Raw genomic sequence first — 19616 nt, forward strand, 5'->3', positions numbered from 1 at the left:
GTCAGTCACAAAGCTTGCAGAACGATATCTGTCACATCCTGTGCAACGCTGTCCATGTCGCGGTTGCCGTCAATCACGCGAAAGCGGTCCGGAAACTCATCGGCCAGCGCCAGAAATCCGGCGCGCATCTTTTGCTGCAGATCGATGCCGAAATCTTCGAACCGTTCTTCTGTGCCCTGTCGCCCCTTGGCGCGGGCCAGACCGGTTTGTGGGTCCATGTCGATCAGCAGTGTCAGATCGGGTTCGCGCCCAATCACCAAGCTGTGCAATTGATCAACCACCCCGCGCAAATCGCCACGCGACAGGCCCTGATACATGCGAGTGCTATCGGCAAATCGGTCACAGATAACCACTTTGCCAGCGGCAAGGGCGGGCTCGATTGTGCGTTCCAAATGATCCCGCCGCGCGGCAGTGAACAACAGCAATTCCGTTTCGGCCGACCAGCGGTCGGGGTCGCCTTCCAAAACCAGGCGGCGGATTTCTTCGGCCCCGACCGAGCCACCGGGTTCGCGCGTCAGCACGACCTCATGACCAAGGTCGCGCAAACGCTCGGCAAGCATGCGCGCCTGCGAAGATTTGCCTGATCCGTCAATGCCTTCGAAGGTCAGAAACAACCCAGGATTTGTCACAATGCATCCAGTGGATTGCCGATTACATCGGTCAGAAAGATACCGCCCACGGTCATCATGCGCACCACGAAGCCTCCGGCCGGGACGCTTTCAGACGCCACCAATGGGCGTCGGATTTCCGGCAATCCTTCGGGTTTGATAACCAGCTCAGCCAGTTGTTGACCCTTTTCAATTGGCGCGTTGACCGGCCCGTCATAGACAACCTCGGCCTCGATATTCTTGTCACCCAGAACTGGGAACAGCAGCGACAGGTCCTCTTCCGGGACCAGACCCACGGTCTTTTGCGCGCCCATCCAGATCTTGGCCTCGGCTATTGGCGTGTCCGCGTTGGCAACTGTCCTCTCGACAAAATTTCGAAACGACCAGTTAACCACGGCCTCAGCCTCCTCTGCCCGTTTGCCGGTGCTGTCGAGACCTGAGAGTACAAAAATCACCCGACGGTCACCCTGTTTGGCCGACCCGACAAGGCCATACCCGGCCTCTTGCGTGTGGCCGGTCTTCAGACCGTCGGCACCGATCCCCAGCTTGAGCAGCGGGTTGCGGTTGCGTTTGTTCGACGGCGCGCGGCCATCGAATTCAAACTCTTCCTCGGCGAACAGGGGGTAGTATTCCGGGAAATCCGAAATCAGATGATTTGCCAACACAGCCAGATCATGGGTGGACATCATATGACCGGCAGCGGGCCAGCCGTTCGAGTTGGCAAAGTTGGAGTTGTTCATGCCCATTTGCTGCGCACGTTGCGTCATGTATCGGGCAAACCCAGCCTCGGTTCCGTCAGGGCTGAGCGCCTCGGCGATCACCACGCAAGCGTCGTTGCCCGACAGTACGATAATGCCGCGCAACAGGTCTTCGACCCGAACGCGGTCCTGCGTGTTCAGGAACATGGTTGAGCCGCCATAGCTCATGGCGTGTTCTGAAACCGGCAATGTTTCATCCAATGTCAGGCGGCCATCGCGCAGTGCCTCGAACGCCACGTAAAGCGTCATAAGCTTGGACATAGAGGCAGGCGGTAGGGGCAAATCGGCCTCTTTGGACAGTAGAACCGTACCTGTGGTCTGATCTACCACATATGCCGCGCGGGCTGTTGTATCAAAGGCTTGGGCGGGCAGGGCAAACACAGCCAGCCCAAGGGTCAAAACGGATGATCGCAGTGAGGACAGCACGAGGGGCCTCCTTTGTTTCAATTCTTGACAGAGAACGCGTCGGAAAAACCAAGGTCCTTGACGTCGCTTTGCAATGCGTTGCGTTCCGAGCGGGTTTTCGCCGGGCCAACCAATACGCGCCAGACCGTTTTGTCGTTGGTCTTCAGCTCGCGAACATTGGCAGTCATTCCGTTCCGCTCAATTTTTTGCGCCGCGCTCTTGGCATTGGCTTCGACATTGAAGGTTCCAACCTGAACAAACGGCTTGGTCAGAGATCGTGGTTTTGGATCCTGAGCCGCCGGAGCAGGCGCGCTTACCGGGGTGGGGTCGGCCGCTTCAATCGCGGCTGCAGCACCTGCAACGGGGTCAAGCGGCGTTTCAGTGATCTCGTTAGGATCTTTCTTTTGCCACCACTTCCGCTTGGCCGGTTTGTCCTCGGGTGGGGTGACTTCGGGGTCAGACAGAGAGGGGGCCGCGGTGGGTTGAGTTGCGGGTTCTACCACTTCTCCCACCGCATCAGCGGTTGCCTCAGCTGCGGTGTCGCTTGTTGCCGCCGCGGTGGCTCCGGCGGCACCTGCTGCGGCAACCGGTTCTTTCTTTTGCCACCACTTCCGTTTGGCGGGCTTTTCCTCGGACGGGCTGACTTCGGGTTCAGATTGAGTAGAGGACGGTGTGGCCTGAGCTGCGGTTTCAACCACGTCCTCCGCGGCATCGGCGGTTGCTTCAGCTGCGGCGTCGCCTGTTGCCGCTGCAGCGGCTCCGGCTGCACCTGCTGCGGCAACCGTTTCCTTCTTTTGCCACCATTTCCGCTTTGTGGGCTTTTCGGCATCTGCCGTAGCCGTTTCTATGGCTGCGTCTTTTGATTTTGCTTCATCGGTGACCGATTTATTCTCGGTTGTCGCGGTTTCTTCGGGCTTGGGTTCTTCTTTTTCTACGGGTTTGCGCCGCAGGGCAGTAACCTGAACCTTGGTCGGCGCACCCGCAAGGATACCCAGCTTGCCAGCGGCCGCAGAGGACAGTTGCAAAGCCGGGCCGGGCAGGTTTCTTTCCCGCCGGAACAAGGCGCCATTCACGGATTTGTTGTTTTTCGGATTCTTGATGACAACGCGTTCGGGTTGAGTCACATCTGGGTGGGCAACCCAGATACCGCCCAAGGACGGACGCCCATCCCACAGCGCGGCCTCGGTCACATTGAAGGCCTCTGGCGCTTCGACCGTTGCGCCTGATTTGTCTGAATGACCGGGAAACAGTTCGACGGTACCGCTGGTCTGGGTGCCGTCACTTGGTGCGTCCGACAATGCTTCCTCGGTCGACAGTGTCTCGTCACACCCCGCCAGAATTGCCAATGTCACGGCCAGCACCGCCCACGATCGCGGTTTTACGCGTGTCTCAGTCGCTCGCTTCATTTTGTCATCCCTTGCCTGAAGGGGTCTCGTTTCCTGAACCCCGCCGCCAATTGCCGGTTCTGTCTTGCCGGTCTGTTACGGTCTTTCCTGCAAAGCATAACGTGGGTGAGGTGTCATGGAAAGACCACTGCACATGCTTAGGCGAGAATTCCCTATTTGCTCTTGCCACCGATTTCAGTTGGCCTTAGACCCAGCCCCACGCGGGGAGGTGGCAGAGTGGTCGAATGCGGCGGTCTTGAAAACCGTTGGGCGTGAGAGCGTCCCCAGGGTTCGAATCCCTGTCTCCCCGCCACTCATACCTGTCTCACTTCAGTTGTATTTTCTGATCCGGAATTGTGCCGCAATTCCCGCGCGTTGGCACGTGGGCTTTCAATCAGAGACAGCGCACACCGTACACTCTGAGTAGATTGCGATCTCTAGTCTCAGTGCCGCATTTTGGCGGGGTCGCTTTGGGCGGGATTTCCCTGATACCCGGCAATTTACAGGAAATTTCGCGAAAAGGGTCTAAGTTCCGTCATTTCTCGGGTCAGAACTAAGTATTTTACAGAGGTTTATCCTGCAAATTCCCTAAAACGTGGAACAGGGAATTCTCTCATTGGAACAGGGAATTTTGCCGACGGATCAGGGAGGGCGAACCCCGTATCAGGGACGTAGGATCTGGAGATGTCAGAAGCCGAACAGGCGTTCCTGTTCGGACCAATCAACTGGGTGGGTCACGCTGACCAGACGCTTGAGTGTGAGTTCGGGAGGCTGTGTGCCGTCGAGAATCGCTCCCTGAATCTTCGGGGAGAGAAAGGCGAGCTGAGCACGGGTGCGGATGAAGGCGCCGGGGACGCTTTCGCGGCGTGCGATTTCCATCAGTTGAACCCCGGCTTTCAGATCGCGCGCCCAGCCATCGGCGCGGATCAGCATGGACCAGAGGTGGGGATCGGGTTGGGGTGCCATGTCTCCGGCGATGACCTTGGCCTCGACGCCGCGGCGGCGCAGATCGAAGGATGCGGTGATGTGCGTGAGATCCGGGTGTAGATGATCGGCAGAGATGCCAAACGTGCTTGCCAGGGTTTTGCGGTTCAATTCGAGGTCAATTTGTCCTCGTGCAATTCTTCCGGTGGCTAGAATATCAGCACCGACTTGACCGCATTGCCGTCGAAGTCGGGTTACTAAATCCGCAACTGAAGTCTGCACTGCCTCGGCTGACCCAGCCTCCAGTTGCGCCAGAACCTGGTGCGCGGCGGCGGCGTCTTGCAGGTGTCTGACGATGACATCCATGACAGCGTGTTCCAGCGCCGGGCCGGGCAATCGCCAGCCGGAGACATCCATGCCACCCGAGATCAATCTGTTGGAGACGTAGTAACGCAACCGTCTACCTTTGCGCGTGGTGTGGGTTGGCGTCAATCGATCACCTGTCTCGTCCCGCATTAGACCCGTGCGCCAGGCGCCGTGATCTTTCGGGTCTTGTCAGATTAACTTTGCTTGAGCGGGGCACGGCGGTTGCGTAGCGTTTAGGGATGACCAGACCTGCCTCTTTTAAGTACTTCAAAACCAGTCCCGAGATCATCCGCTTAGCGGTAATGCTGTACATCCGATTCCCGCTCTCGCTTCGGAATGTCGAAGATCTGCTGCACGAGCGAGGAATCGACGTGAGCCACGAAACTGTCCGATATTGGTGGAACAGGTTTGGCCCTATGTTTGCATCAGAGATCCGAAGAAAACGGGTTCAGCAACTCCGAGCCTTTTCAAAATCGAAGTGGCACGTTGACGAGGTTTTCGTGAAGGTGAATGGCAAGCGGCATTATCTTTGGCGGGCCGTTGATCATGAAGGCGAGGTGCTGGAAGCCATTGTCACCAAACGCCGAAACAAGCAGGCTGCACTGAAATTCCTCAGGAAATTGATGAAGCGGCACGGAAAAGCGGAAAACGTCGTCACGGATCGCTTCGCCTCATACAGAGCCGCGCTCAGAGAATTTGGCGCTACCGAAAAACAAAGGACGGGTAGGTGGCTCAACAACCGCGTCGAGAACTCACACCTCCCGTTCCGACGACGAGAACGCGCGATGCAGCGTTTCAGGCGCATGCGAAGTTTACAGAAATTCGCAGCCGTCCATTCTTCCGTTTACGACCACTTCAACCAGGAAAGATCTCTCACCACCCGAGACGCCTTCAAGCTGACACGCACCGCAGCTCTCGTCGAGTGGCGTCAACTTTGTTCCGGATAGGATCGCGGTTTCCACACCAAACTGAGACTGGTTCGAATTCGTCTGACAGCACCAGTTTGGGTTTCCATGACTGATCCTCCGATCTGCCATGCCCTCCCACGACGACAACCCGACAATGACGAGAGACAATATCTCAGGATGCTGCGTCGCCTCGGAGGTCTGCTGGGAACCCAAAGCCGACCCATTTGCTCACACATTGGCCCTGCCGAAGTCAGTATAGAATGACGTGCTGGTCAATTTTGCGACGGTTTCCCATCAATCGTTTCAGGGTTCTAAACAACTTTTCTTATTCCTGTCCCTCAACGAGGCGGTTCACGAAGTTGAAAACACCACAAACCTGGACCGCATCAAACAACGCACTTTCCGACCAACCGGCTTCATAGACCGCCTGTGCGTCCGCCTCAATCATACGGGAAGGCGATAGAGTGAGCTTCTTTACATAAGCAAGGATGGGCTTGAATCGTTGATCGACAGGCGCTGAATGAAGGTCTTCCATCAGCGCTTTAACCAGTTTTGGATCAATGCCATAGGCGCGGGCAAATACAGTATGCGCATCGTGACAATAGGAGCAGGCATTCAACCCGAAAACGTAGGCAGCGATTAACTCACGTTCGGAGGCGGAAAGTTTACTCTCTCCTCGCATCACAAGGCTCTCATACTGGCACCAAAGTGAAAGCCTGTCCGGAAACATTTGAAAGACGCTGCCAAGTGTTGCGTCCTCGGGAAGGGATGGAAATAGTCTCTTTATTTGATGACCTTCATAAACAATGGTGCCCAAGCGTTCGTGTTGCCCGGATATAAGTCCAACAATACTCGCTTGATCGACAAATGCCTGCTTAGTCCGCGAACTGTGAGTTCGTTAATCTGAAAACTCCGCACCCGCAGCGAGTGGCCGGTTTGGCGGGCCGCAACGCAGCAAAGACAGATGGCGGTCAACCGATCACCTGTTTCGTCCTGCAGCAGACCTGTGAGCCAGGCGCCAGGTGATTGGTACTTAGGCGCGTATCTTTCAAGTTCTTAATTCGATAGGAGGTTTCGGAAGCTGATTGTGCGAGACGCAACAATGTCCGGGCCTTATACTCTACCAATCTGGAAAACGTGTCGTGAAATAACTAGGGAGCCGGACTGTAAACAGCCGCTGCAGCATGGATCTCAAGGAAATGCCCAATGTTATTTTCGCGGGGCTTCCATCCTTTGGAGAATAGCCAATCGCTTGTCGTGTTTCGGTGATGTCCCAGCGCATACCTGGGTTATCTGACATTAGGTTCAGGGCTGCGAAGGAAATATCCTTGGCATCTATTGCGGCGCGCATTCCGCCTAGAAAGTCCCGATCACTCAACCACATTTCCTGACCCCACCGGCCCATCGCCATGTGTGTGCCGGGTTGGTTGCCGTGAGTCCATTGCGTCCAGCCGATGCGCAAGCAGATGACCGACAGTCCGTGATGCTCGGCGAAATAGGCCCCTGTCCGTTCACAGAATAGCTTTGACATGCCGTAGGCGTTTACTGGCCCTGGTGGTGTCGCGCTGTTGAGCACCTCATGCGTGAACCTTTTGTCGCCATGGACCCAGTTGGAGCTGGCAAGAACGACGCGGCTGACGCCCATGGCTGCCGCATGGTGATAGAGAGAAAGCGTTGCATCCATATTGTGTTTGATCGCGGAGGCCCAAGTGGCGGAGGGCTCTCGGTCACCAGCAAGATGCACGATAACGTCCACGCCCTTTAGCAAACTGACCCAACTGCTGTCGTCAGACAGGTCTGCGGTGTGAATGTCGGGATGATCAACGGGGCGAATGTCGAGGCCAGAAACGATGTAATCGGGGTCATTTTCTAGCGCGTCGAAAAGTTTGCGGCCTAGATGCCCACCAGCGCCTGTGATCAAGACATGCATGACAGGAATTCCTTGTTGTTTGTGAGGCCCAATGGCATTTGGGGTGCATTCTCGTCCGCCAAAACGTGAAACTTTTGCCGAAAATTCAGCGTTTCATTCGGTGCGAGGTTGCGTGCCGGGGAGTGCCACTCCGCTTCGCAATAGGCGTAATCGCCCGAGTTAAAGACCTCAAACGGATAGTCGTGTGCAAATTGATCGCCCTGTTGAGGTTCTGGTACTGAACACATCAGCAGAGGGCCATCAGCGCCGCACCGCGCCACTGTACGTCCGTTTGGGTTCGGTAGCCCGACCTTGAATTCCTGCTGTCTGTTGCAATCCACGACAATGCTTTTGCCGTGCGTAGCTATCATCCCTTCGGAAGAGCCAAAAACAGGATAAAACGCGGGGTCTTCCAACTCGACACCGATCTTGGCAGGGGTGTTAAGCATCATGACTGACCAAATGCCGGTGAGGCGAGAGGAGGTCCCATGGTTGACCACGAGGTGTTCTATTTCCCAGCTTTCCGCTGAGGTCAGTGTGATGCGACGCGACACCGATAAGTGCGAGGTCGGACATACTGCGCTGGTCATGTCGATACGAGTGCTGTTTCTTGAAGTGATCTGGTAAGCGCCGCTATCCAACACGGGAAACGGAGCGCCATTTACCCAGGATGCATCCGGGGCGATCCACGTCTTCTCACCGCCCCAGAGTGGAAAACCAAATTGTGGAGAGCGTGTGGGTAGATCAGTAAGCCGCGTGTCATCGACCTCCAACCCGTCGAGATCTGTGTTCTGAAAGAGGAGGGAGCGCCCCTGGAAATTCACATCCCATAAGCGGCCCCCGATGCCGGGCAGGAGTGTCAGCTGCAGATCGTTTTGCTGCAGGTGAAGAACGCTCCATCTGTCCGACATGTACCCCCTCCTATCGGTTTCCCGGCGCGATAGAATGCACCGGGACAATCCCTTAGGTGTGCTTGAACTGGACGACGTTTTCGGCAGTGATCGGCATAACCCCGGTTTCAACACGCTCGGGTAGAGGATTGATGCCAGCCGCCTTCCAATCGGGCAATACCTTCAGCGCGTCAGTGTTCTGCCAATGCATCATGTGGAAGGCGAGAAAGATCTCAAGATAGGATTTCTGAGCCACTGCGCCGTGAATTGTGCCGTCTTCGATATAGGGAAGCATATCATCATTTCGGTCCATCGCGACGATCTTTATGTCCTTGCGTCCCGCCTCATTAACGGCAATTGCAGCGCCTTTGCCGCTGTCGCCGTCCGTACCGCCAATGCCAACAATATCCGGGTTCGCCTGAATGGCTTGAAGATAGGCTGTCGGTGCATAAGACGGGTCGGCCTTATCGTTGACGACGTCGACAACCTCGATATCCGGGTATTTCTCGGCAAAGATTTGTTTGTACCCTTCGACACGCTCCAATGTGGAAGGGGCAGGGAAAGTGCCGAGGATAACTTTGCCCTTGCCGCCAATCGCTTGCGCGAGCATTTCGCCGCCGACACGTCCTGCCTGAACACCGTTGATACCAAGGAATGTGGACCGGGGACTGTCGGGAATATCGCCAATACAACATGTGACCGGAATGCCCGCCTCGACCGCACGTTCGACGCCGGGGGCCAGAGTGGCTGGATCACCGGGGAAGATAAGAATGCCTGCGGGGCGTCTTGCGATCAGTTCATCCAATTGACGTGCTTGTGCGGCCGTGTCGAAATCCAACGGACCGGTGAATGTGGCCTTGATGCCCATCAATTCTTCAAGGTCTTCCATCGCATTGCGATAGTCCACCCAGAACGGCACCTGCGTGACAATGGACAGGAAAACATACTCTTTGCCGGCCGCTTGCGCCATGGCTTCTTTGGACAGCATGGGCAGTCCAAACGCTGCGGCCAATCCTGCGGTGGTGCCCGCTGTCAGCAGCCTGCGCCGATTCACATTCAATTCAGTCATCGTAGTCTCCCTGTTTTGGATCTTTGGTTGTTGTTAAGTTTTGGAAAGCTTCGGGATTAGCCCCGTTTGCTTCGGATCAGCATGTCCAAGGCGACCGCTGTAACGAGTACACCGCCGATGACGATCATCTGCCAGTAGATCGATACAGCCAGCATCGTCATAGTGTTGTTGATCAACGCAACGAAAACGACGCCGAGGAAAGCACCAAGAATAGTACCTTCGCCGCCGCGTAGAGATGCGCCACCGATGACAGCCGCTGCCAGAACCTGAAGTTCGATACCGTTTCCTGCCGTGGGCGTGCCGCTCATCAGGCGCGAGGCCAGCAAAACTCCGGCCAAAGCAGCCAGAATACCGGTCAGTGCGTACAGAATGATACGCACGCGTGTGACATGGATGCCTGACAACATCGCGGCCTTTTCATTGGCGCCGATGAAATAGACCTGACGGAAAAAGCGTGTATGGCGGACGGCCAGGTCAAACAGAACGACGAGCAGAATGGTGAACAAGACGATTACCGGAAAGCCGCCTATGTCAGCTTTACCGATCCAGGCAAATGATGCCGGCAGGCTTGAGACTGAGAAACCTTCCGTCAGGACAAGAGCGATGCCTCGCGCAATCGACATCGTGCCGAGGGTTGCGATAAGCGGATTGATCCCGAGGCCGGTCACCAGCAAACCGTTCACTACGCCGACAATTCCACCCAGCACCAATCCGCATACCACAGCGAGCGGAATTGGCATGCCGGTCAAAAGCAGCATGGCTACGACGGTAGAAGACAAGGCCATTACCGACCCGACGGAAAGATCGAACCCGCCAGAGGCAAGCAAGATCGCCATACCGATCACGATGATCGCGGTCGGGGCCATGCCCACGGCCACGGCTCGAAAGTTCGAGAAGCTGAGGAAGTAGGGATTGACGTTGGACATCACGATGATGATGGCGGCGATCAGAACGATCAGAGTCAGTTCACGAATATCGACAAAAGCTTGCAAAACACGGCGCAGCAGCGGACGCTTCATGGGCAAGTTGGCTTGAGCGGTCATGGTCACGTCGCGACTCCTGATTGATTGGTTTGGGGCGCATCAACAATTGGGGCGGAATTTCCGGCGGCCATTTGAAGAAGCGTTGTTTCGGTTGCCTCAGCGGCTGCGATGTCTCCCATGAGGCGACCGTCGTGGACGACAAGGATGCGGGTTGAGAGAGAAACAAGTTCGGGAAAATCGGATGACACGACGAGGATGGCCATTCCCTCGGCAGCTCGACGCAATAGTTCCGTGTGGATTTGGAATTTGGCTCCGACATCGACCCCTTTTGTGGGCTCCTCGATGATCAGAAGAGCTGGCGCGCGTTTGAGCCACTTGGCCAACATTATCTTTTGTTGATTGCCCCCTGAGAGATCACCAACAAGTTCGTTAATCCCGCTGGTTTTGACACTGAAGGCGTCAATGGCTGCTTGGCTAGCTGCTTTGATCGAGCCCGAACGCATGAGCCCAGCAGACGCATGATCGGAAAGGCTAGCCGCGATCAGGTTGTCGCTGAGTGATTGCTCCAGAAAGAGGCCTTCAGTCTTGCGTTCCTCGGGAACAAACCCGACTCCAGCACGCATCGCCTGCCGCAAGGACGCAAAGTTAACAGGCTTGCCGTGAAGTCTGATCTCCCCGGTCGCGCCATGCATCAGCCCGACAATCGATCGAACAATCTCGCTGCGGCGAGCGCCCATCAACCCTGCCATCCCTACAATCTCTCCGGCTTTAATGGAGAAAGAAACGTCTTCGAATTCACCTGGATGGGTTAGGTCTTGGACATGCAAAACCTCTTCGCCGTTAACCTTACCTGACCGCGTGACATCACCGGGGTGAGCGCCGCCGATCATCTCGGCAATGACTTGTTCCTGAGAAGTTTCCGAAACCGGTAAAGTGCTGATGTGGCGCCCATCTCGCAAAACGGTAATGCGATCCGAGATCTGGAAAATCTCGGCCATATGGTGGCTGACATAGACGATGCCAATCCCTTTCTTTGTCAGGGACTTTAGGACTTCGAATAGTGCGTCTACTTCGTCGGGTGCCAATGCCGATGTCGGTTCATCCAGCAAAAGGACGCGGGAATTCAACGACAGCGCCTTGGCGATTTCAACAATCTGGCGGGAGCTAATTGGCAAGTTTTCTACGGGTGTTGAGACGTCGATATCCAGACCGAATTCCGCCAGTAACGCCTCCGCACGGCGGCGCAGTTCAGGCCAGTCAACTACGCCAAATCGGGTGGGTACGCGCCCCGCGTAGATGTTTTCCGCAACAGAGAGTGCGCCAGCGAGGCTGAGCTCTTGGAAAACACAGCCGATGCCCAGGGATTGCGCATGCGACGGGCTTTCGACCCGCTGTTCCTTGCCGTCGCACAGGATACGCCCAGCAGAAGGTTGGTGAAGTCCATAAAACAGGCCGAGACAGGTGGATTTTCCGGCGCCGTTTTCCCCGCATAGCGCGTGAACTTCGCCGGGTCTCAATTCAAAGTCGACGCCATCCAAAACAATGTTCGTGCCGAAGCTTTTGCCAACCCGATCCAGTTGGATCAGTGGCTGTAGCCCCGGTGAGTCAGGTTTCATTGCTGGCGTCATATAAGCTTCCTCCCGCCTTCTGATTGGCATCTGATATCTCAGATGTCAACGGAAAAAGAAAAGACAGTGAGGTGCTCAAAAGAAAGGGGCGCCGCCGTTCTGGCCCGCCCCCGTCACAACGAAGCTACGTTTTTGCTAGGATGCGGTCGCTCCTTCGAGGACGATGGCGGCGCTTTTGTAGGCTTGTCTGGTGCGGTCAATATGCGCTGTGAGAAGAGATTTGATTTTGGCCATGTCACCTTCGCGAACGGCAATAGCGATTTTCGAATGCTCATCGAAGGAGAGCTCAGTATGCTGTGGCAGCTTCGCCAAATGGGTTCGCAATGCGGCAATCTTACCGATGTAGCGTGTATAGCTGGCCGTCAGATAATCGTTACCGGCATGTTCAAAAATCAACTGATGAAATGTGGTATCCAGTGAAAGGTAGCCCTTTTCATTACCTCGCCTGCGTTCCTTCTCCATGTCCTTCACGACACGCTGCATGTCGTCGGCAAGACCTTCCGGGTTCCGCAACAACGCAAGTTCAAAGGCGGCAGTTTCGATAGCCTGTCTGAAATCGCAGATCTGAGTCACTTCCGGCTCAGACAGCGAAAAAACACGTGCGCCTTTTTGAGGCTCGATACTGACCAACCCTTCGTCACGTAGTTGAGCGAGTGCTTCGCGGACTGGCGATTTCGATACGCCCAGCTCTTCGGAGATTTTTCGCTCCGACAAAACCTGACCCATTTTCAGGGAGCCATCGATAATACTATTCCGCAAATGTTCCAGTGCGAGTTCACGCAAAGACTTGGGTCTCTCAAGCGCCATCTGAGGATATCTCCAAAAAAAGGTGTTGCCAGATGCAAGATATCTGATACACCAGATTAGGCAAGCTGGTATATCAGATATCAGAATGTACTTAGGAGATCAAAAAGTGCGCGCAGAGTTGGTCGTCGATTGTAAGAACCAGCACGGGGAAGGGATTTTCTGGAATCCCGCCGATGGCCTTATCTGGTGGACCGACATTGAGGGCTGCGCGCTTTGGTCATTTGATCCTGCAACGTCAGACACCGCTTCTCATGAGATGCCGGAGCGCGTGTGTTGCTTCGCGCCGCGCGCGTCTGGCGGTCTGATAGTTGCTTATGCTGATCGAGTTGTCTTGTTCGAGTCGCCCAATAGCGAGGAAACCCTCGTGACGCGATTCGAGCCGAACAATCCGGAGACACGGCTGAACGATGGGCGAACTGATCGCCAGGGGCGATTGATTGTTGGAGGCATGAACGAAGTTTCTGGTAAAGCCGATTCGTCAGTCATCTGCGTCGATAAGGATTTGAGTGTACGGACGATTATCGAAGGAGTGTCTTGCGCCAATTCGACTTGCTTTACGTCCGACGGTGAGACGATGTTCTTTGCGGATACCCCGGATCGGGAAATCGTTGCATTTGATTACGACACACGCAGTGGAACCGTTTCGAACCGTCGGCAGCACGCTTCTTTCAATGATGAGCCTGGCTTGCCTGATGGGTCCTGTGTCGATGCGGAAGGGGGCGTCTGGAACGCCGAATGGGAAGGTCATCGCGTTGTTCGCGTCGCACCTGACGGCACGATAGATCGCGTGATCGAGGTGCCGGTCTGGAAGCCCACCTGTTGCGCTTTCGGTGGCCCTGATCTCGACACGCTGTTCATCACGACCTCAAGGCTGATGAGTGACGACGCAGCTTTAACAAAAGAACCGGAATCCGGCGGCCTCTTTGCTGTGAAACCCGGCGTTCGTGGCGTGATCGACGCGCCATTCAAAGGATAACCGACGAATTTCTGGAGGAGAAAACTATGTTGAAAACGCTTATGACCACTACGCTTGTCGCGGGGTTCGCCACGCTGGCAACGGTCGCTCTGGCGGAAAATTATCCAACACCGGTTCCACTTGAGGACGGGGCACAAGCGCCAATCGATGCAATAGAACCCAAAAACGATACGTTCCGGATCGCGTATATGCCGCCGGCGACCGAGTTCAACTATTACATCGCCATCGGTGAAGGCATCAAAGCGGTTGCTGCTGAGGCCGGGGTCGAAGTCTTCATGCTTGCGCCCCAGTCCGGTGCGGACATCAACGGCCAAATGGGAATGATCCAGGATGTGCTGACGCAGGATGTGGATGCAATCATCTTTGGTACACACGATGAATTTGCTGCCGCACCGCTGCTGAAGCAGGCCGTCGACAAGGGCATGGCAGTTTTGATGATCAACTCGGACATCCCGAACTTCCCGACACCAATTCATGGCGTGGTCGGGTACTCTCAGCGCAATGGCACACATGCCATCGCTGACTGGGCCATTGAAACTTATGGCGATCAACCGTTGAAGGTCGGAATCATCGAAGGGCAGCCTGGCTATCACTCGACCGAGCGTGTGGGCGGCTTCCTCGACGGTATCGAGGGCAACGATAACTTCGACGTTGTGGTGTCGATTGACGGTAAATGGAACGTTGAAGGCGGCAACACAGCTGGCATGGATATCCTGCAGTCGAACCCCGATCTCGACATGATCTTTGCGGCGAACGACTACATGATCATCGGGGCATCTTTTGCGGCGAAAGCGCTTGGCCGCAGTGACATCGTCCTTTTGGGCAATGATGGCGACACGTCCGGCCTTGAAGAAATTGCGGCTGGCAACATCACGGCAACCGTCAACACCTCACCATTCCTGATGGGTAAGGCGGCTATGCACGCAACCATTGATGCGCTCAACGGGTCCTATCCCGGCGGCTGGATCGAAACGCCCACATCAATTGAAGACAAAGATGGTGCGATCAGCGTGCTGCAAGAGCCAGAAAAGCTCTTCCCGCAGCCGTCCAAAGAGTACTGAGTTTTCTCCCCGCTTCCCGGTGGCGCGTGCGCGTGCTGCCGGGTCGCAAACCAACCGAGTTTCACTTTTGTCGAGGCAATCGCGATGACACCCGCAACGCCCCTTTGGGAGTTTGTCGATATTACCAAGGCCTATCCTGGGGTTTTGGCGAATGACAAGGTCTGCATCCGGCTTTTGCCCGGTTCCATTCATGGGCTGCTGGGTGAAAATGGCTGTGGCAAGTCGACTATGATCAAGACTCTGTCCGGCGTACAGCAACCCGATAGCGGTCAAATCCTGCACAATGGCAAGCCGGTCACGATCAGCGACCCGCAGGCGGCCCGTGAGCTGGGCGTCGCAACAGTTTTTCAGGAATTCTCGATCGTGCCCACCTTGTCGGTTGGCGAAAACATCTTCCTTGGCAATATGCCTCGGTCCCGCTTTGGTGTGATCGATTGGTCCAAGGTCCACAACGAAGCCGCTCGCGTTTTGGCGGAAATGGATGTCGATGTTTCACCCGAGACCATCACCGGCTCGCTATCGGTCGGCGAGCAACAACTGGTCGAGATCGCGAAGGCAGTCGCGATGGACGCCCGCATGATCATTCTGGATGAGCCAACAGCGGCATTGGGTGAAGATGAAATTGAGCGCCTGCACCAGCTACTGCGCAATATGCGTGAGCGCGGCACCGCTATTCTCTATGTGTCGCACAGGCTGGATGAGGTTGAACGGATCGTTGATGAGGTGACGATCTTGCGCAACGGCTGTGTTGTGCGCGCAAGTGGCGAGACCAAGATCAACGTCTCTGAGATTGTCAGCGCAATGGTCGGTGAGGACATTGGTGAACATTATCCCAAGGAGCAGAACGCGACCAAGGATATCGTGCTGGAGGCGGCGGGTCTGGCCACCAATTCGGGCGTGAAAGATGTATCGTTTTCGTTGCACCGGGGTGAAGTTCTGGGCTTGGGTGGCGTATTGGGCAGTGGCCGCACAGAGATTGCCCGCGCCCTATTTGGGACAGATGAGCTTACCGCCGGGCAGATGTCACTGAACGGCAGATCGGTTCGCTTCCGCCGGGAAATCGATGCGATCCGTGCTGGATTGGCCCTTGTTCCGGAGAACCGTAAGTTTGACGGGTTGTTCTTCAATTTCCGCGCAAGCGGGAACGTCACCGCAGCGTCCCTCGGCGGGCTAAGCCGGTTCGGTGTTTTGAATCTCAAGGCGGAAGAGCAAGCCACCCATGACCTGATCCGCGATCTGGAAATCTCGACCCAGGCTGAGGAAAAGACGGTCAACTTCTTGTCTGGTGGTAATCAGCAGAAGATCGTGATTGCACGTTGGCTGTTCTCAGCCTCGGACATTCTGATCCTTGATGAGCCGACGCAAGGGATCGATATCGGCGCCAAGATCGCTGTTTACAAGCTGATTAACAGGCTCACGCGGGCGGGAAAATCGATCATTCTGATCAGTTCAGACCATGATGAGTTGCTTGCGATGAGCGATCGGATTGCCGTCGTGCAGCACGGAACGATAGTGCGCACGGTCGATGCATCCGACCTCACTCATGACGACCTTGTGCGCGCGTCCGCCGACACTCCTCAATCCAAGCCTAAGGAGGCTTTCGCATGAAGCGGATCTTTGACACCCAGTTGATCGGACCATTTGCAGCAATGGTGATCGTCGCACTGATCGTGGCACTTACGACGGAACGCTTCCTGAACCCGGGCAACCTTTCTAACTTGTCGCTACAGGTAAGCATCGTGGCCTTGATCGCAATCGGGTCTACTATCGTGATCTTCGCTGCGGGCATCGATCTGAGTTCCGGGTCTATGGTGGCTTTACTGACCATGATCCTTGCGCAGATGTTGAAATTTGTTGGCATTCCACTGGTTCTGGCGTTGCCACTCATTCTTCTCATGGGCGGATTGCTTGGTCTGTTCATTGGGCTGATAACAGCCTACGGGCGTATCCCGTCTTTCATCACAACATTGGCGGCGTTGATTGCCTTCAGGGGCCTTGCGCTGACCTTCAACAATGGGTCTCCGATCTTTTCGCTGGATCCGGCGCTGGAGCCAATCTTTTACGGCAAGCTGTTCGGCGTTCCGATGCCTTTCTTCTATCTCGTGTTCTTCTACGTCCTTGCCGCGTTCACTATGAACTTCACGAAACTCGGCCGTGAGATTTATGCCGTGGGTGGCAACCCAGCCGCTGCTGTTCTGACAGGTATCAACGTACGTAAAGTTCAGACGACGACATTTGTCATCGCAGGTTTCATGACTGCGGTTGGTGCGATCCTGATGTCCGCGCGCCTCAACTCTGGTTCACCGAACTATGGCCAGACGCTGGAACTGCAGGCCATTGCCGCTGCTGTTGTCGGCGGGGCCAGCCTTGCAGGCGGCCGCGGCAACATCCTCGCCACGCTGATGGGGGCGATGACAATCGTTATCGTCCAGAACGGTTTGAACCTGAACGCTGCGCCATCATCGGTTCAGAACATCGTGTTGGGCCTGATCATTCTGTTGGCCGTTGGCATAGATATGTGGCGTGCGGAAATTTCGGGCTTGATGGGTCGAATATTCGGTCGCCCCTCATCGCAGCAGTCATCTAACGTTAAGAAGGAGGCCTGAGATGGATCTAGGGCTCAAAAATAAGCTGGTCCTGGTGACTGGCTCAGGTTCCGGCATCGGCAAAGCCACTGCCCGGGTCTACCTGGAAGAAGGCGCGCGGGTCATCGTGCATGGCCTTACCGAGGCGGAAGTGTCCGACTGCGTCGACGACCTGTCATCTCTGGGCAAGGTCGAAGGCATTGCGGCCGACCTGACCAAGACCTCAGATGCAGAAACACTGGCGGATTTTGCCCGCGCGCGCGGGGCGGTGGATGTTCTTGTGAATAATGTCGGCATCTTCTCGGTCAAACCGTTCGAGGATCTCACGGATGACGACTGGATGCACTACTTCAACATCAATGTCCTGTCCGCCGTTCGGATGAGCCGAATTTTCCTGCCTGACATGCTTGGCCGGGATAAGGGATCTATCATCAACATGGCCAGCGAAGCGGCAGTGAAACCGCTCCCTCAGATGGTGCATTATTCTGTCACTAAAACTGCCATGTTAGGTCTGACACGCGGCATGGCAGAACTGACAAAGGGCACGAAAGTCCGGGTTAACTCGATCCTGCCTGGTCCGACCTGGACCGAAGGTGTCGAAGCCTATTTTGACGGTCTCGCGGATCAAAAGGGTGAGCCGCTCGATACGATCGTCGACAATTACTTCAAATCAGATGAGCCCACATCGCTCATACAACGCTTTGTCCAACCAGACGAAGTCGCCCGCATGATCGTCACGATCTCAGCAAGCACAGCCTCCAATGGTTCTGCGCACCGGATCGAAGGCGGCATCGTTCGCAACATTCTTTAACTTCTAACTGGAGGAGCCCTACATGGCCGCTCTCACTTTCTCTCACATCGGCATCACAGTTCCCGACCTGGAAAAAGCCGTGGAGTTCTATTCCAAGGCATTCGGCCTTTACGTGCTGATGGAACCAACTGAAATCCTGCATGACGAAAGCGCCATCGGTCAGATGTGCGACGATGTATTTGGGGAAGGCTGGGGAAGCTTCCGCATCGCACATTTGTCGATGGGCGACGGTGTTGGCATCGAATTGTTTGAGTTCCCGAAGACCGTCGAAGAAGAACGCCCGTTTGAATACTGGCGGCGTGGCTTGTTTCATTTCTGCGTACAGGACGAGGATCTGGAAGGCCGCATCAAGGTTATCGAAGACCTGGGCGGACGCCAGCGCATGAGCCAAGTGCGCAAGTATTACCCAGGTGAAAAGCCTTATCGCATGGTTTATATGGAAGACCCGTTTGGCAACATCTTCGAGCTCTACAGCCACTCGTACGAATTGACCTATTCGGCGGGTGCTTATGACTGATCGCGCCGACTTTCCCCCCAGAACGGACAAACCCAAGGTCGTGATAACCGATTACGACTTTGGTAATGTTGCCGTTGAGACGGAAATCCTGGAAGCCGCAGGAGCCGAGGTGATTGCGCTTCAGGCCAAGCGCCAGGAAGACCTGTTTGATGTCGCGCCGCATTGCGCAGCGATGATGAACCAATATGCCCGGATCGGGAAAGAAACGATTACGCGGATGCGGAACTGCGAAGTCATCGCGCGCTATGGCGTAGGCGTAGATATCGTGGATGTCGGCACGGCAACGGAAAAAGGCATCCTCGTTACCAACGTGCAAAACTATTGCACCGAGGAAGTCGCCGATCACGCGATTGCCCTTTGGCTGACCCTGGCGCGCAAGTTGCCTGACTATGATCGGGCCACTCACGCAGGGGTCTGGCAATGGCAAAGCGGGCAGCCGGTCTACCGGTTGCGCGGGCGGACGATGGGTGTCGTTTCGCTGGGTAAAATCGGGCAAGCCATCGTTGCGCGGGCGCAATCTTTCGGAGTTACGGTCATCGCTTACGACCCGTATTTGCCAAGAGAAGTCGCCGCGAAGATTGGGGTCGAGCTGGTGAGCAAGCCCGAATTGCTAGCAAGGTCCGACTATATCCTGATGCAGGCGCCGATGACGCCGAACACGCATCACTTTTTGTCGGATGCCGAATTCTCGGTCATGAAACCCGGTGCGATACTCGTGAACACTGGACGCGGACCAACGGTCGACAACAAAGCCCTGTTCCGGGCGCTGACCGAAGGCCATTTGGCCGCTGCAGGACTCGACGACCCCGAAGAAGAGCCGGCAAAGCGCGCCAACTGGACGCCTGATGACAACCCGTTGTTCACACTGCCCAACGTCCTCGTAACACCACATGCCGCCTACTATTCCGAGGAATCGATACACGCAGCGCGGGTTACCGCGGCTACGCAAGTGGCCAAGGTCCTGACAGGACAAAACCCCGACTACACAGTCAATGCCGACGCATTGGCCGTATCTACCGCATAACA

19 protein-coding genes and 1 tRNA gene are annotated in these 19616 nt (G+C 55.7%); 9 read left to right on the forward strand and 11 right to left on the reverse strand.

Going from position 1 to position 19616, the window contains the following annotated elements; all coding sequences use genetic code 11:
- Nucleotides 1–5: 5 nt before the first annotated feature.
- The 3 genes from tmk to ACR3EP_RS02130 are packed head-to-tail and all read right to left on the reverse strand — an operon-like array spanning nucleotide 6 to nucleotide 3177.
- Nucleotides 6–629 carry a dTMP kinase gene (gene tmk / locus ACR3EP_RS02120; protein WP_480636088.1) on the reverse strand — a complete coding sequence of 208 codons (624 nt, stop codon included), beginning with the start codon at nucleotides 627–629 and terminating at the stop codon, nucleotides 6–8.
- The gene (locus ACR3EP_RS02125) at nucleotides 626–1792 is read right to left on the reverse strand and encodes a D-alanyl-D-alanine carboxypeptidase family protein (RefSeq protein WP_170348191.1); all 1167 of its coding nucleotides are present in this window, start codon (nucleotides 1790–1792) and stop codon (nucleotides 626–628) included. Before ACR3EP_RS02125 ends, tmk begins: the two co-directional genes overlap by 4 nt.
- Nucleotides 1793–1809: 17 nt before the next feature.
- On the reverse strand, nucleotides 1810–3177 hold the full coding sequence (locus tag ACR3EP_RS02130; protein ID WP_480636090.1) for an SPOR domain-containing protein: 1368 nt from the start codon (nucleotides 3175–3177) through the stop codon (nucleotides 1810–1812).
- A gap of 202 nt (nucleotides 3178–3379) precedes the next feature.
- Here ACR3EP_RS02130 and ACR3EP_RS02135 point away from each other — a divergent pair.
- Nucleotides 3380–3469, forward strand: a tRNA-Ser gene (locus ACR3EP_RS02135).
- 374 nt (nucleotides 3470–3843) lie between these two features.
- Here ACR3EP_RS02135 and ACR3EP_RS02140 read toward each other — a convergent pair.
- On the reverse strand, nucleotides 3844–4536 hold the full coding sequence (locus ACR3EP_RS02140; RefSeq protein ID WP_480636092.1) for a hypothetical protein: 693 nt from the start codon (nucleotides 4534–4536) through the stop codon (nucleotides 3844–3846).
- A gap of 149 nt (nucleotides 4537–4685) precedes the next feature.
- Here ACR3EP_RS02140 and ACR3EP_RS02145 point away from each other — a divergent pair, with 149 nt between their 5' ends.
- On the forward strand, nucleotides 4686–5393 hold the full coding sequence (locus tag ACR3EP_RS02145; protein ID WP_480636093.1) for an IS6 family transposase: 708 nt from the start codon (nucleotides 4686–4688) through the stop codon (nucleotides 5391–5393).
- 286 nt (nucleotides 5394–5679) lie between these two features.
- On the opposite strand, the gene ACR3EP_RS02150 is transcribed toward ACR3EP_RS02145, so the two are convergent.
- From ACR3EP_RS02150 to ACR3EP_RS02180, 7 genes are all read right to left on the reverse strand, one after another.
- Nucleotides 5680–6171, reverse strand: a complete 492-nt coding sequence (locus tag ACR3EP_RS02150) for a carboxymuconolactone decarboxylase family protein (RefSeq protein WP_480636095.1) — start codon at nucleotides 6169–6171, stop codon at nucleotides 5680–5682.
- A 303-nt stretch (nucleotides 6172–6474) separates the two neighbouring features.
- Entirely contained in the window at nucleotides 6475–7284 is an 810-nt protein-coding gene (locus ACR3EP_RS02155; RefSeq protein ID WP_480636097.1) for an NAD-dependent epimerase/dehydratase family protein, read from the reverse strand.
- Nucleotides 7272–8174, reverse strand: coding sequence for a hypothetical protein (locus ACR3EP_RS02160; RefSeq protein ID WP_480636098.1), 903 nt, complete (start codon nucleotides 8172–8174; stop codon nucleotides 7272–7274). The genes ACR3EP_RS02155 and ACR3EP_RS02160 overlap by 13 nt, the downstream gene beginning before the upstream one ends.
- 52 nt (nucleotides 8175–8226) lie before the next feature.
- Nucleotides 8227–9222, reverse strand: coding sequence for a substrate-binding domain-containing protein (locus tag ACR3EP_RS02165; protein WP_010437236.1), 996 nt, complete (start codon nucleotides 9220–9222; stop codon nucleotides 8227–8229).
- A 56-nt stretch (nucleotides 9223–9278) separates the two neighbouring features.
- Nucleotides 9279–10265, reverse strand: a complete 987-nt coding sequence (locus tag ACR3EP_RS02170; protein WP_174818509.1) for an ABC transporter permease — start codon at nucleotides 10263–10265, stop codon at nucleotides 9279–9281.
- A 2-nt stretch (nucleotides 10266–10267) separates the two neighbouring features.
- Nucleotides 10268–11743, reverse strand: a complete 1476-nt coding sequence (locus ACR3EP_RS02175) for a sugar ABC transporter ATP-binding protein (protein ID WP_480636100.1) — start codon at nucleotides 11741–11743, stop codon at nucleotides 10268–10270.
- Nucleotides 11744–11968: 225 nt separating this feature from the next.
- Nucleotides 11969–12640 (reverse strand): GntR family transcriptional regulator, encoded by a 672-nt coding sequence (locus ACR3EP_RS02180; protein ID WP_010437239.1) that lies wholly within the window; start codon nucleotides 12638–12640, stop codon nucleotides 11969–11971.
- 25 nt (nucleotides 12641–12665) lie between these two features.
- On the opposite strand from ACR3EP_RS02180, the gene ACR3EP_RS02185 reads away from it, so the two are divergent.
- The 7 genes from ACR3EP_RS02185 to ACR3EP_RS02215 all read left to right on the forward strand — a co-directional run bounded on the left by ACR3EP_RS02185 (nucleotide 12666) and on the right by ACR3EP_RS02215 (nucleotide 19614).
- A complete protein-coding gene (locus ACR3EP_RS02185) occupies nucleotides 12666–13616 on the forward strand; it encodes an SMP-30/gluconolactonase/LRE family protein (protein ID WP_480636102.1) in 951 nt (316 codons plus the stop codon).
- A 26-nt stretch (nucleotides 13617–13642) separates the two neighbouring features.
- A complete protein-coding gene (locus tag ACR3EP_RS02190; protein ID WP_480636104.1) occupies nucleotides 13643–14677 on the forward strand; it encodes a sugar ABC transporter substrate-binding protein in 1035 nt (344 codons plus the stop codon).
- Nucleotides 14678–14761: 84 nt separating this feature from the next.
- Nucleotides 14762–16285, forward strand: coding sequence for a sugar ABC transporter ATP-binding protein (locus tag ACR3EP_RS02195; RefSeq protein ID WP_480636106.1), 1524 nt, complete (start codon nucleotides 14762–14764; stop codon nucleotides 16283–16285).
- Nucleotides 16282–17283 (forward strand): ABC transporter permease, encoded by a 1002-nt coding sequence (locus ACR3EP_RS02200; protein WP_170351637.1) that lies wholly within the window; start codon nucleotides 16282–16284, stop codon nucleotides 17281–17283. The genes ACR3EP_RS02195 and ACR3EP_RS02200 overlap by 4 nt, the downstream gene beginning before the upstream one ends.
- Before the next feature lies 1 nt (nucleotide 17284).
- Nucleotides 17285–18073: an SDR family NAD(P)-dependent oxidoreductase gene (locus ACR3EP_RS02205; RefSeq protein WP_480636108.1), complete on the forward strand. Its 789-nt coding sequence runs from the start codon at nucleotides 17285–17287 to the stop codon at nucleotides 18071–18073.
- A gap of 22 nt (nucleotides 18074–18095) precedes the next feature.
- Nucleotides 18096–18590, forward strand: coding sequence for a lactoylglutathione lyase family protein (locus tag ACR3EP_RS02210; protein ID WP_108861949.1), 495 nt, complete (start codon nucleotides 18096–18098; stop codon nucleotides 18588–18590).
- Entirely contained in the window at nucleotides 18583–19614 is a 1032-nt protein-coding gene (locus tag ACR3EP_RS02215; protein ID WP_170378467.1) for a C-terminal binding protein, read from the forward strand. The genes ACR3EP_RS02210 and ACR3EP_RS02215 overlap by 8 nt, the downstream gene beginning before the upstream one ends.
- The last annotated feature ends 2 nt before the right edge of the window (nucleotides 19615–19616 follow it).

It is taken from the genome of Ruegeria sp. BB10 (assembly GCF_056535725.1).

Excerpts from the sequence above, each read along its gene's own strand:
- ACR3EP_RS02195 (WP_480636106.1), top strand. The coding sequence starts at position 14,762 with ATGACACCCGCAACGCCCCTTTGGGAGTTTGTCGATATTACCAAGGCC.
- ACR3EP_RS02165 (WP_010437236.1), bottom strand. The coding sequence starts at position 9,222 with ATGACTGAATTGAATGTGAATCGGCGCAGGCTGCTGACAGCGGGCACC.
- ACR3EP_RS02180 (WP_010437239.1), bottom strand. The coding sequence starts at position 12,640 with ATGGCGCTTGAGAGACCCAAGTCTTTGCGTGAACTCGCACTGGAACAT.
- ACR3EP_RS02205 (WP_480636108.1), top strand. The coding sequence starts at position 17,285 with ATGGATCTAGGGCTCAAAAATAAGCTGGTCCTGGTGACTGGCTCAGGT.
- ACR3EP_RS02200 (WP_170351637.1), top strand. The coding sequence starts at position 16,282 with ATGAAGCGGATCTTTGACACCCAGTTGATCGGACCATTTGCAGCAATG.
- ACR3EP_RS02170 (WP_174818509.1), bottom strand. The coding sequence starts at position 10,265 with ATGACCGCTCAAGCCAACTTGCCCATGAAGCGTCCGCTGCTGCGCCGT.
- ACR3EP_RS02155 (WP_480636097.1), bottom strand. The coding sequence starts at position 7,284 with ATGCATGTCTTGATCACAGGCGCTGGTGGGCATCTAGGCCGCAAACTT.
- ACR3EP_RS02215 (WP_170378467.1), top strand. The coding sequence starts at position 18,583 with ATGACTGATCGCGCCGACTTTCCCCCCAGAACGGACAAACCCAAGGTC.
- ACR3EP_RS02130 (WP_480636090.1), bottom strand. The coding sequence starts at position 3,177 with ATGAAGCGAGCGACTGAGACACGCGTAAAACCGCGATCGTGGGCGGTG.
- ACR3EP_RS02145 (WP_480636093.1), top strand. The coding sequence starts at position 4,686 with ATGACCAGACCTGCCTCTTTTAAGTACTTCAAAACCAGTCCCGAGATC.
- ACR3EP_RS02190 (WP_480636104.1), top strand. The coding sequence starts at position 13,643 with ATGTTGAAAACGCTTATGACCACTACGCTTGTCGCGGGGTTCGCCACG.
- ACR3EP_RS02160 (WP_480636098.1), bottom strand. The coding sequence starts at position 8,174 with ATGTCGGACAGATGGAGCGTTCTTCACCTGCAGCAAAACGATCTGCAG.
- ACR3EP_RS02210 (WP_108861949.1), top strand. The coding sequence starts at position 18,096 with ATGGCCGCTCTCACTTTCTCTCACATCGGCATCACAGTTCCCGACCTG.